General features: G+C 70.1%; 8 protein-coding genes. All 8 read right to left on the bottom strand.

All coding sequences use genetic code 11. The features are described from left to right. Nucleotides 1-368: 368 nt before the first annotated feature. Nucleotides 369-1,028, bottom strand: coding sequence for a nucleotidyl transferase AbiEii/AbiGii toxin family protein (locus tag ACLZN2_RS43935; RefSeq protein WP_416985412.1), 660 nt, complete (start codon nt 1,026-1,028; stop codon nt 369-371). After that, entirely contained in the window at nt 1,025-1,387 is a 363-nt protein-coding gene (locus tag ACLZN2_RS43940; protein WP_416985413.1) for a hypothetical protein, read from the bottom strand. The genes ACLZN2_RS43935 and ACLZN2_RS43940 overlap by 4 nt, the downstream gene beginning before the upstream one ends. A 745-nt stretch (nt 1,388-2,132) precedes the next feature. Further along, on the bottom strand, nt 2,133-3,563 hold the full coding sequence (locus tag ACLZN2_RS43945) for an NAD(P)/FAD-dependent oxidoreductase (protein ID WP_416985414.1): 1,431 nt from the start codon (nt 3,561-3,563) through the stop codon (nt 2,133-2,135). Nucleotides 3,564-3,639: 76 nt separating this feature from the next. Continuing rightward, nucleotides 3,640-4,989 (bottom strand): peptide ligase PGM1-related protein, encoded by a 1,350-nt coding sequence (locus tag ACLZN2_RS43950; protein ID WP_416985415.1) that lies wholly within the window; start codon nt 4,987-4,989, stop codon nt 3,640-3,642. Beyond that, on the bottom strand, nt 4,983-7,496 hold the full coding sequence (locus ACLZN2_RS43955; protein ID WP_416985416.1) for an amino acid adenylation domain-containing protein: 2,514 nt from the start codon (nt 7,494-7,496) through the stop codon (nt 4,983-4,985). Before ACLZN2_RS43955 ends, ACLZN2_RS43950 begins: the two co-directional genes overlap by 7 nt. After that, on the bottom strand, nt 7,493-9,376 hold the full coding sequence (locus ACLZN2_RS43960) for an ABC transporter ATP-binding protein (RefSeq protein ID WP_416985417.1): 1,884 nt from the start codon (nt 9,374-9,376) through the stop codon (nt 7,493-7,495). Before ACLZN2_RS43960 ends, ACLZN2_RS43955 begins: the two co-directional genes overlap by 4 nt. After that, on the bottom strand, nt 9,373-11,073 hold the full coding sequence (locus ACLZN2_RS43965; protein ID WP_416985418.1) for an ABC transporter ATP-binding protein: 1,701 nt from the start codon (nt 11,071-11,073) through the stop codon (nt 9,373-9,375). The genes ACLZN2_RS43960 and ACLZN2_RS43965 overlap by 4 nt, the downstream gene beginning before the upstream one ends. 1 nt (nt 11,074) lies before the next feature. Further along, nucleotides 11,075-12,115, bottom strand: a complete 1,041-nt coding sequence (locus ACLZN2_RS43970) for a methyltransferase (protein WP_416985419.1) — start codon at nt 12,113-12,115, stop codon at nt 11,075-11,077. Between the last annotated feature and the right edge of the window lie 323 nt (nt 12,116-12,438).

The following is a 12,438-nucleotide window of genomic DNA, read 5'->3' on the forward strand; positions in this document are numbered from 1 at the left end:
TCGACCGCCGCTACCTGTCGGAAGCCTCCATGGCCGAGATCTTCACCGCCAAGCCCACCGAACCCGAACCGCAGATCACCCCAAAACCGGAACCGAAACAGCTGCCGTGACTACACCACACCGCGGGACATGACCTCCGGGGAGGATCGACGGCGCAAAACGACGTCATTGTGAAAGCCCCGGAAACGAACAAAGTCGCGGGGCAGCACGGGGCATCCAGCTATCCCCGCGGGCAGCACGCCGAGGGCGACGACTTCCAGAAGATCTTGCTGCAGGCTTATCAACAGCGATCGGGCCCGAGAGGGCCGGACCGACACGTACAAGGCGCTGAGCGAGGCCGTGGCACCGAAGCACCTGGTGCCCGCCTCTCAGGCGTTCTCGTCATGAATCCGTGCACCCAGATCCTCCGCCCACTCCAGCGCCCAGACCTTGAGTTCTTCGATCTGCCGGGAGGTGAGCCCGTACGCGGTGTAGTCCTCATCCTCGTACCAATCCGCGCCGATCAGCCGGTCCCGGAGGTCTTCGAGGCTGAACTCGTCGTGAGCGCGACGGCGGCCCAGGGATTCGAGGTCGGCGGTGGAGCGGTGGCGGGAGGCAGCCTGGACGTCGATGAGGTCGCGGACGGTGCCGCGGTCGGCGAGGGCACGGACCTTGGTGCCGATCACGTCGTCGAGGGAAAGAACGGGGCCGTAGGGGGTCTGGGCAGGCGGAGCCCAGAACGCCTCCTTGAGGACATCGACCTCGCACTCCTCGCCGGTGTCCGGATCGGTGACGAGGAACCGGCCGCTGAGCGGATCGGTCTGGACGTGCGTGGTCCGCCATCCGCGCGCGCTGAGGCCTGCCGTGAGTGAGGCGACGATCTCCTGCATCGGAGCGGGATTCTCGGTGGCGACGTCAAGGTCACGGCTGAAGCGTTCGACCAGGCCGTGGGCCTGCACGGCGTATCCGCCGGTGAGGACCAGAGGGTAGGGGGAGCCAAGGTCGAGGATGTCGGCGAGGAGACGCTCGTGGAGCGGAGTGAGCTTCACGCGGCTGTCGTGTCGGCCGGAGCGGTGCGGAGCAGCTCGGGGAAGGCGTCCTCCCAGACCTCGCGGATGTAGGGACTGATCAAGCGCCGCAGCACGGGCCACTGCTCGGTGAGCAGCCGGTGGTGCAGGAGGACCACCAGGTCCTCACTCAGTCCTTCCGCGAGAACGGTCCGGTAGAGCGTCATGCGGGACTTCGGACGGTCCAGGCTGTAGCTCGTCCGCCCGGACCAGACGATGTGGAGCGGCAGATCCACGTTGCCCTCGACGGGGCCGGCCAGATCCTGCAAGCGCTCGGGCAGCCGGCTGCGGTAGCGGTCCCGCAGCACCTCGGCGCGGGCGGCGGTGATCGTCGTGTCCATGCATCCAGTATCGCTGCTGGGAGGCGGCGGCATGGCGGATACGGGGTTCCCTGTCGGATACGGGTCAGGCAGCCGCCCGCCCTTCCCTCGGACATCTCACCCAGGGCGCGCTTAGCGCATCATCGCCTACCCGCGCAGGCCCCCCGGTGGCGCGGCAACCGGCTGCCCTGCAAACCGGGGACCAGCCCGCCCGCGGACGCAGGTGATCATGACGCAGCAGGTCACGCGGAGGGCCGCGGCGGTGGGACCGGCTGCGGCTTCGGTCTCTCTGTCGGAAGTGACGACGGTGCCGAGGCCGAGGCCCATGGCGTCGGCACAGTGGACGAGAAGGACACCGGGGCGGGCAAGGTCAGGACCCATGCCGCGGTTGACCTGTCGAGTACGCAGCGAACGTCCCCAGCGGGAGCCAGAGACCTGTCGAGGTCACCCGCCATGGCGGCCACCTGGTCAGCAAGCTGGGACGCTCCCACGCCCGATGCTGACCGTTTGCTGACCCGAGCGGGGTCAGCAAACCTCTGACCTGCGGAAACAGTCAAACGCTAGATCTTGGACCTGAACATGGTACGAAGCACGGAGAAACTCCCGACTTGTCTGCTCCCTGCCTGCTTTGTGCAGGTCAAGGGCGGTCTCCGGAGACTACAACGATTCGCGTGTACGGTCAGCCGTCACCGGGTGTTCCAGGGCTCACACTGCCCGCCCGGACCGGGCTCCCCCAGGTGTCCCCCAACGCGTGCGATCGGGTCCCTCATCGCCATGCGGCGTAGTAGCGCCGCAGTGCTGCCCTCTTGTGGTCGTTCATCGTCACGAGGAATTCCGCGGGAGGGGTGAACTCCTCGTCCAGGGCGTTGGCCGTGTCGAGATACTTGCCGGCCAGCGACTCCTCGATGATGGCCGGCCACTCGCCCGTGATGTTCCACTTGCGCTCATAGCCGGTGGCAACCATGTGCGAGACGGCACTGGACACCACCTGCTCCCGGGTTCCGGGGGCCAGCGGCGCACGCACGGGTGCGAAGGCCCTCAGCTCTGCTGTCCGCCCGACCCCGCTCTCGAGCATGTCGGCCATTTCCCGGGCCAGGAGTGGCGACTGGTGCAGACCGTCGCGGTACGTGCCGCTGGCCATCCACAGCCCGGCCACGCCGGTGGCTCCGAACAAGGGGTAACCGTCAGCGGGGATCGGCCGGTTGCCGACCTGGACGTTCACCAGGGCGGCCTCCTCCAGGTCCGTGTGGAGCTGGTCGATGGAACAGTCGACCAGGAACTTCAGGTCCTTGAGATCCGCGTGCTCGCGGGGGGTGTCGGAAATGATGTTCGTCGCTCCGAGGTACAGCACTCCGTCGGCGCGGGGCACACAGTGCAAGCCGCAGGCGAGCGCTCGGTTCGGCGTCCGCAGCACCGAGCGCGGCAGCGACCGGTCCTTGGTGCGCACGAGCGCCGAGACGCCGTAGCCGCTCACCATCGGGGGGATCCTGCGGTGCACGTCCTCCAGGTCCGCGAGCAGATCCACCGACTGTGCACCCGCGGCCACGACGACCTGCCCGGCGCTGAGCGTCTGGCCGTTCGCGAGTACCACCCCGGTCACGGAATCGCCTTCGACCACGAGCGAGGTGACGTGGTCCTCGACGATCGTGCCCCCGGCCTTGAGCAGTGCCGCGTCCAGCTTCTCGAACAGCCGGGCGGTGTTGATGGCGTGCTCCTGCGGCATGTACAGCGCACGAAGGGGGCGGAAGAGCTCATTGGGCCGCATCCAGTCGATGCTTTCGGCATCGACCGACTCGTAGGGCTCGTCGTACTGGTTCAGGGCTGCCTCGATGACCGCGAAGTTGGTCGTGTCGATCGCGGCCGTGCCCACGGAGTTCAGGAAGACGAACGTGCCGTCCGCGGTGATCAGTTCGGATTCGCAGCCGGAATACTCCGAGAGCGCCAGGAGCCAGTCCGCCCAGAGCCGCCGGGCCTGATGGTCCAGAGACAGCTTGGACCGCCCGTGCTCGGTGGACATCAGCGGCTCGGTGACTTCGCCGAAGCACCCGAGCATGGCGCCGGCCGCGGTCGACGCGGCGTGCCGCCGGGCCGAGCCTCCGACCCGCGCCACGTTGGTCCCCCGGCGGGCCAGCTCGAAGGCTATGGACGAACCCAGCGCGCCGTTCCCAATGACGATGACATCGTGATTACTCGGCATTCTCCGGCCTTTCCTCAACTCGATCGACACGTACGGTGGAATTGCGAATGGCCCATCGAAGGCCGGGGGCACGGGTTCACCTGGAGAACAGCGCCTTGAGCTCTCTGTCACAGGCCCAGGCCGCGTCGAGGTTCTCGGCCACGACGCAGTACATGACGCCGTTGGTGTTGTCGAAGGCGTTCGTGAACACCACGCCCGTACGGGAGTCGGGGTCGTAGGCGAGTCCGGCTGCCTCGACCGTGGTGCGCGCGTCGGTGAAGGACTCGGCCACGCATCCCTCGGGCCAGACCCGCTCCAGGATCAGCCGGTCCTTTCCGAAGCCCTCCCCCACGACCCGGCCGCCGATGCAGCCGTAGATGTGGGTCGAACCGGTCACCCGCCCGTTGAACTCGGTGAAGAGGACGTCGCGTTCGGGCGTCACGATCGCGTCCGGGCAGAGGACCCCTCGGTAACCGAGGCCGTGCAGTGCCACCGCGAGGCGGCGGCCGCCCTCGACGATCCGCTCGACAACCTCCGGCTCCAGGCCCTGCGAGGGCATGATCTGGCCCACCGCGTAGGGAGCGGAAAGCAGTTCACCGTCGCCGAGGAGTCGCACTCCGTCGTCCTGCACGAGGAACTCCGAGAAGAACGCGGAACTGTCGCGGACATAGCGCTCGACGACGGGTCGGCCACGGCCCGAGGCGGTCACCCATTCCCAGCGCTCGTCCAGCCACGCGCCGACGTCGGCCCGGTCCGTGACGGTGATCACGCGGCGTGCGCCGATGGGGCGGAACGGCTCCCCCAGGGTGAGGATCTCGTTGCCGCGGCCGCCGGACAGGTAGTCGTGCTTGACGACGACAGGGCCGTCGGGCAGGAGCCGCAGGATCGCGTCCTCGGCCGCCTGCTTGCCGGTGCAGACGGCCCCGTCGGGCAGAGGCACTCCGACACCGCCGGCGATGGTCCTGAACGCGGACTTGCTGTTGACCATGACCCCGCCGGCCTGGTCGACGAAACCGTGCCCCGGCATCGCGGACGTGACGCCGATCGTGCGTGCCAGACGGGCCACCGCCGCGTCCGGCCACAGTCCGGACAGATGGGTCACCTCACGGCCGCCGACGGCCTCGGCCAGGGCCTCGACGAACTCCGGGTCCGCGAGACGGGCCGGGGACAGCGAGCCCTCGCTGCCCGGATGCACGGGGGGCACCACGACGGTCAGGTCGGCCGGGGACAGACCGGTCAGGGAGGTCACGTAGTCGAGGAACGCGTCGTCCGGGCGCACGGGCAGCACCAGGATGTCTCCGGCCTCCGCGAACCAGGCGATGCGCTGGACCCACCATCCGGTCCAGCCGCGGTCGCTCCGTACGTCCTCGCTGAAGTCGTTCCCCACGAGAATCCGGGTCGTGCGCCCCCCGGGCGCGGGGGACGTGGTCGGTGTCGGATTCAGCATGGCTTCTCCCGTTCGACGGCGGCGGCCACCGTGGCGACGGTGGGTGCGGTCAGGAACTCCTCCAGGGCGACCTCGACGCCGAGTTCCTCGTGCACCGAGGACAGCATCAGCATCATCCGGATCGAGTCGCCGCCACTGGCCATGAAGTTGGCGTGCAGTCCGGCCCGGGGGATGCCGAGCACCCGGCACCAGATGACGGCCACCGCCTGCTGCACCTCGGTGGCCACAGGCGTCTCGTCGACGGCGGGGGTGTCGTCGGGCAGGGGAAGCCGGGCATGGGCGAGTTTTCCGGTGGGGCCGAGCGGAAGGCGCTCCAGGCTGACGACGCGCCATGGGACCGCGTACTCCGGGAGAGCTCGCGTCAGGTACCCGTGGAGCTCCTCCGGGTCGGGCGGGAAGCCGGTGGCCGGGGTCACATAGCCGAGCAGCCGGGGAGCGGAGGGCCTGCGGTCGACGGTCACCACCGCTTCCGCGACCGTGGGGTGCCTGCGGAGCACGGCCTCGATCTCGGCGGGCTCGACGCGATGGCCTCGCACCTTGATCTGCCGGTCGCGGCGCCCCTGGAAGACCAGGGATCCGCCGGCTGTACGGCGCACGATGTCCCCGCTCCGGTAGCGGGGCGTGCCCTCCCCGGTCACGTCGAAGGCCGTCGCCGTGGCGTCGGGCAGGTTCCAGTATCCGCGGGCCACCCGCTCGGTGTGGACCGTCAACTCTCCCAGTATGTCGGTGGGGTGACCGTCCTCGTCGAGGAGCTCGACCTCGACGCCGTCCACGGGGTGCCCCACGGGCAGGGTCGTGGACTCCAGATCGGCCGGCCCCGCCAGGTGCTGCAGGACGAGCGTGCACTCGGTGGGTCCCAGACCGTTGACGAGACGGCAGTCGGCCGGGAAGACCGAGCGGACCATGCGCAGATCGTGCTGTCCGGCCTCCTCCCCGCCGAGAACGACCGCGCGTACCGTCGTGAACGCCTGGTCCGGCTGCGTGGCGTCGGCGGAGAGGCCGTCCACGAGGTGGCGGAAGAGGGTGGGCGTGCAGTGCACCAGGGAGGCTCGGGCTTCGAAGAGCCGGGCTCGCAGCTCCGCGGGCGTTGCCACGGGGTCGATGACGTGCAGGGTCGCCCCGGTCAGCAGTGCCGCGTAGAGGTCCATGACCGCCGCGTCGAAGGTGTGGCGCGCCAGGAGCGGAAGCTGCGCACCCGGGCCGATGCGGAGCCTGGCCGCGTAGGTCAGTGTGTGCGTCAGTACGTTGTGCCGTGTCTGCAGGACGCCCTTGGGGCGGCCGGTGGAACCTGAGGTGTAGAGCAGGTAGGCGGGGTCGGACGCGGGCCCGGGAGCCGTGTTCTCGGAGTGCGGCGGACCGTCCGTCGCTGCTGCTGATGCCTTCGCTGAATCGATCTCCATGACAGGTGCGTCCCCTGCCAGCGCTGCCGCTCTGCCCTTCAGGGGGCGGTCGGTCAGGATCGCGCAGATGTCCGCGTCCCGCAGGATCGCGCGCAGTCGGCCGTCGGGCTGCCGCGGGTCCAGGGGGACGTACGCGGCGCCGGTCCGAAGAGCGGCCCACGGGGCGACAACGGCACCGAGATCGTGCTCGCACAGCAGAGCGACGCGTCGCCCCGGCCCCGCGTGCGAGCTCAGCCGGCCGGCGAGCCGGTGCGTGAGGGCATCGAGTTCGGCATAGGTGAGGGTGCCTGAGGGGCCGGTCACCGCGGTCCGTGTGCCGTGCGCGGCCGAGATCTCGGTGAAGCGGTCGACGAGGCATTCGTCGGGCGCGGCGGGAGGCGGGAAGGTGTAGCCGTCGGGGACGGGGAGGGCCCATGCGGGTGGTGAGGGCGTGGGCTGGACGCGCAGTTCGCGCAGCGTGGACTCGGGGCGCTCCACTGCCTGTTCGAGCAGCGTCGCGCAGTGTCCCAGGAGCCACGACGCCGTCCGCCGGGTGAACAGGGCGGCGTCGTAGCGCAGCGTGAGGAGGAGGCGGCCCTGGTCGCGCGAGACGGCGAGCGCCGTCTCGAAAAGGGCCTCCCGAAGGCCCGGGGCGTCGTTCCGTGTGATCACGGTGCGCACGCGGTCGAGGAGCGCGGGTGGCGGGGGCCCGGCGTCGCGGACGGTGGCGCGGGCGTCGGCGATCGCGTCCTGGCATCGCCGGCGTTCCTCGGCGAAGGGCGCGGTGGGACGCAGCGCGAGCCGTACCGGGACGACCCCGCCGGCGGTGAACGGTTCCGCCCCCACGCCGATCACCATGTCCCGTTGCCCGGTATGGCGATGGAGCACGGCCGCCCAGGCGGTCGTGATCGTCACCATGGCGGACTCGTCCACGGCGTCGGCCGCACCGCACAGCCGGGCGGCGGACCGCGGATCGAGGGCGACGCTCTCGGCTTGGGCTCGGTGTTCCCTGGCCGTGAGCCGGGGCCGGTCCGTGGCCAGTTCGGGTGCCGTTGCACCGTCCAGACAGGACGCCCAGGGGTCGCTCAAGAGGACTTCCGGCCCGATCGCTCCGGTGGCGCGCGTCATGTCCCACTCCCTGGCTCGACATGGGTGGCGGTGGGGTTCGAGGGCGCCGTTCCGCCTGCCATCGCGGCGTGGGTCCCGCTGTGGTCAGCCGTGTGCCAGGACGACCACAACCGTGCGTACGGGCCGTCGCGCGCGACGAGTTCGTGGTGGGTTCCCGTCTCGCTGATCCTTCCGGACTCCATGACCACGATGCGGTCGGCGTCGTGCGCGGTGTGCAGCCGGTGCGCGATGGCGATGACGGTGCGTCCGGCCAGGACTCGGGCGAGGGTGCGTTCCAGGCGGCGCGCCGCGTGGGGGGACAGCAGGGATGTGGCCTCGTCGAGGACGACGGTGTGCGGATCGGCGAGGACCAGCCGGGCCAGGGCGAGTTGCTGTGCCTGGTCGGGGGTGAGCGCGATGGCTCCGGAGCCGACTTCGGCGTCCAGGCCCGGACCGGAGCTCCACTCCTCGGCGTGCAGGCCCAGACCGGAGCTCCACTCCTCGGCGTCGACGACCGCGAGGGCCCGCTCGAGGTCGGCCTCCTGCGCGTCGGGCCGGGCGATCAGCAGGTTGTCGCGCAGCGTGCCCCGGAACACGTGGTGCTCCTGGGTGACCAGCGCCACCGACCGGCGCAGTCGGTTCAGCGGGAGGTCCGCGAGGGCGGTGCCGCCGAGGGTGACCGCGCCCGCCGTGGGTTCGTGCACGCCGGCGAGAAGGCGGCCGAGCGTGCTCTTGCCGGCTCCGGACGGGCCGACGACGGCGAGCCGTTCACCGGCCGCGACCCGCAGATCGATGTCGTGCAGCACGTCGTGTCCCGTCCGGTACGCGTACCTGACCCCCTCGGTGACGAGGTCGCCGCTCGCCGGTGCCTCGGTGTCCGCGGCGGGCACCGCCGGGCGCCGGGGGGCGCCGGGGGGCCGCACCCCGAGGATGCGGGCCAGGGAGGCGCCGCCGACCTGGAGTTCGTCCATCCAGTACAGGAACCGGTCCACCGGCCCGGTGAGTTGCTGGACGTAGAGGGTGGCCGCCGTGACCTCGGCGAGGGAGACGTGTCCTCGCAGGTACAGCAGTCCGCCGATGATCAGGGTGGCGACCACGGGCAGGGCGTACCCGGTGTCCGCGACGGGCAGGTAGACGCTGCGCAGATACAGGGTCCGGCGCTCGGCCGCGTACGACTCCGCGATGTCCTCGGCGACGCGCCGCAGCCGTCGTTCGCCCAGGCGCAGCGCGTCGACGGTGCGTGCGCCGTCGACCGTTTCGCTGAGCCCGTCCGTCAGCCGCGCGTAGGAGGCGTTCGCGCGCAGGTAGCCCGCTCGTGCCCGGCGCAGGTACCAGCGGGTGGACGCCCACAGCACCGGCACGGCGATCAGGCACGGCAGCGCGAGCACGGGGGCGGTCAGGAGGACGGCGCCGAGGGTCAGTGCGATCGTCGCCGAGGCCACGAGTGTGTCCGGGACGGCGAGTTGGACGGTGGTCGCGAGGACGTCGATGTCGCGCGTGGTGCGCGTGAGCAGCTCTCCCGGGCCGATGCGCTCGACGAGGGGAAGGGGGAGCGACAGCGCCCGGTCGATGAACTCTTCCCGCAGCCGGGCGAGGACCTTCTCGCCGAGGCGCAGCGACGCGCGGATCGCGTAGCGGGTCAGGACGGCCTGCAGGGTGAGGGCGGCGCAGATCCCCAGGGCGAACCGTCCGATGTGGTCGGAGCCCCGGCCCGCGTCCTCGACGAGACGGCCGAGCAGTTGCGGGGCGACGAGACCGGCTGCCGTGGCCAGGCAGTGCAGGAGCAGGGAGCCGAGCAGTTCTCCGGGATGGCGCAGCATCAGCCGCCGGGCGTGGGACCGCACTTCCTCGCTGGTCGCCACGGGCAGGTCGGCGCCGGACCGGGTGGTCGTGGTACTCACACCGTCGCCTCTCGGGTGATGGTGGCCCGGTAACGGGCGTCGGTGAGCAGTTCGTCGTGCCGGCCGGTGGCGACCGCCGCGCCGCCCTCCACGTGGACGACGTGGTCGGCCCGGCCGAGCAGGGCGGGGCTGGTGGTGAAGACGACGGTGGACCGGCCGCCGCGGTACGCGCCGAGACGCTCGGCGATACGTCCCTCGGTGTGCGCGTCCAGAGCGCTGGTCGGCTCGATCAGGATCAGCACCTCGGGATCCATGAGCAACGCTCGTACGAGCACGAGCCGTTGGAGCTGCCCGCCGGAGAACTCGCCGCTCCCGGTGATCTGTTGGTCCAGGCCGTCGGGCAGGGCGTCGACGATGTCGTGCGCGCAGGCGGCGTCCAGAGCGCGCCGTAGCCGGTCGGGGGCCGTGGCGGCTCTGCCGTGCGGATCGAGTTCCTCGCGCAGGGTGCCGGCGAACAGCCGGGAGCCGTGGTCGACGATCAGGATGTGCCGGCGGACCTCGCTCAGGGAGAGTTCGCGCAGCGGGACACCGTCCAGGTCCACGGACGACTCCGTGTAGCGGCCGAGCCGTTCGGCGATGGGGAGCGCGTCGGCGGCGACGGCGCAGGCCACCGCGGTGAGGCCGCCCCCGGGCAGGGTGAGCTTCGCGTCGGGATCGTGCAGCGTGCCGTCCCCCGCTGCGGCGGGGAGCGGGCCGTCGCGCAGGTGTCGGTCGAGTGCGAGGAACCCGGTGACGTGCTCGGCGGAGACGGCGCCTCGGGTCAGCTGGTCGAGCATGCCGGTGGTGCGGCGTAGTTGTTCGGCGAGGAACACCGCGTACCCGTAGAAGGAGACGAGCGCGCCGGCGCTCATCGTGCCGCCCGCGACCAGTTCGGCCCCCAGCCAGACGATGGCCGTGGTGAGCAGACCGGGCAGCAGCAGACGCCCCGCGGCGACCTTGCCCTCGACGGACGCCACCCGTACGCCCTGGGCGCGCACGCGCTGGGACTGGTCGCGGTAGCGGGAGGAGAAGACGTCCTCGCCGCCTATGCCGCGCAGGACCCGAAGGCCGCTGACGATGTCGACGGACAGGTCGGCCAGGTGGCCCTGCTGGGTGCGCAGTTCCTGCTGGGCGCCCTGCAGGAGGCGTACGAGCCGTGCCGTCGCCCAGGCGATCAGCGGTACTCCGACCAGGCAGACCAGGCCCAGTCGCAGGGACTGGGTCAGCATGAGGGTGGCGACCATGACGATGGACACCACGGCGCCGCTGCCCCGGGCGGTGCTCTCGAGCGCGGCACCGATCCGGGTGAGGTCGGTCGTGCCCACGCTGACGACGGACCCTGTCGACACACGCCGGGGCAGTTCGACCCCGAGGTCGACGGCCTTGCCGGTGACCAGTTGCATCGTCCGGTACGAGGCTCCGAGCCGGTTCGTCAGCGAACAGCGGTCCCGGAGCGTGCCGGTGATCGCCTGCACCACGCCCAGGGCGAGGATCGCCGAGCCCCACCACAGCAGTGCCCGCTCGTCGCGGTGGACGAGCCCTTCGTCGATGCCCTTGCCGAGGGCGAGCGGGACCAGTGCCTGGGCCAGCGTGCACACCACGCCGTAGGCGAGCGCCGCGAGGGCCGGGGCACGCTGTTCGACCGCGAGCCACAGGAGATATCTGCGGGGCGACCGGATGTCCGGACGTCCCGGATCGGACTCAGGGAAATGTCGCATGCTAACCGGCCTTCGTCCCCAGCGTCAGTCCGTGTTCGTACGGCAGGCCGGACACCGTGTGCACATCGACGAAACCGGTCTTTTCCAGCCAGCGTTCGTAGTCCCGCGCGGGATAGGCCATTCCCTCGCCGCTCGCCAATGCGTTGAAGTACAGGCCGAGGCGCGCAGAGAATATTCCGGAGGTCTCGTCGTCCGAGACGTTGTATCCGTAGACAAATACCCGACCGCCCGGCGGGAGCGCATTGTATGCCTTCTGGAGGAGGAAGGATATGCGGTCCGCGGAGAAGATTTCCAGGACGTGGCTGAAGAGAACGGCGTCGGCCCCGCCCGGAAACTCTTCGGTGAAAATGTCGGTGGGGTGCAGCGAGATGCGCCCTTCGAACTCCCGAAGGGATGCCCGCTCCGCGATCCGGGCCACGCTGGGCAGATCCAGAATCGTAATTCTGAGTTCTGGATTCCGCGCCCCGAGCCCCGCCGATGTCACTCCGTCCCCGCCGCCCACGTCGAGCAGGTGCCGTACGGTGGTGAATTCCGGACGTTCGACGAGCGCGTCGAGGGAACGCAGCGTGAAGGCACTCATGGCGCGGTGGAACACCGCTTCGAGCTCGGGGTTCCCGGACAGTCTCTGGTAGAGCGTGGGCCCGTCCCCCGGATGGTCGGCGAGCGCGGTGTTGGTACCGGTGCGCACGGCGCTGGTCAGGTGCGCGAAGGCAGGGTAGTAGACGGCCTTCCAGCCACGCAGGATGTGCGTCCAGCTGTCGGGGGCGTCCGTCGCCAGCAGGTCGGCGGCGACCGGGGAGTTCGTGTAGACGCCGTCCGTCCGCGCGAGCAGACCCGTCGCGCACACCGCCTGCAGGAGAACGCGCAGCTGATGCGCGGGAACACCGGTGAATTCCAGCAGGCGGTCGAAACCGACTTCCCCCTCGTCGGCGACGCACTTGAAGATGTCCAGCTGGACGGCGGTCTCGACGGCGCTGAACAGCGCCGGCGCATTCACGAGGAATTCAAAACGTTCGTACGCCGGGTCCCCCTGGTTCGCCACTAGGCAGCCCCTCTCTGTCATTTTCGAGGATCGATCGCCGGCCAAAGGAAGGTCGATTACACCCCGAATCGGGCATACGGGATGCTTTACCCGCGCAATCGAAGCGCTTCACTGAATCGGTTCAATGAGTGCGCCAAGTATCGTGTCCGCTCCGTAGCCCTCTGTCAACAGGGAAGCACATCCGACTCTACGAACCAGTAGCATGCGCTTTTCAGTCAGATGGATCCAGCCATGCGAAACCCCCTTGACGGTCCCCGCACCCCCTGCCATGATCCCTAGGCCAAAACGATTCAATGACTCCTGTGTTGCTCCGGGAGTTATCC

It is taken from the genome of Streptomyces sp. T028, from assembly GCF_048159505.1.
GTDB lineage: Bacteria > Actinomycetota > Actinomycetes > Streptomycetales > Streptomycetaceae > Streptomyces.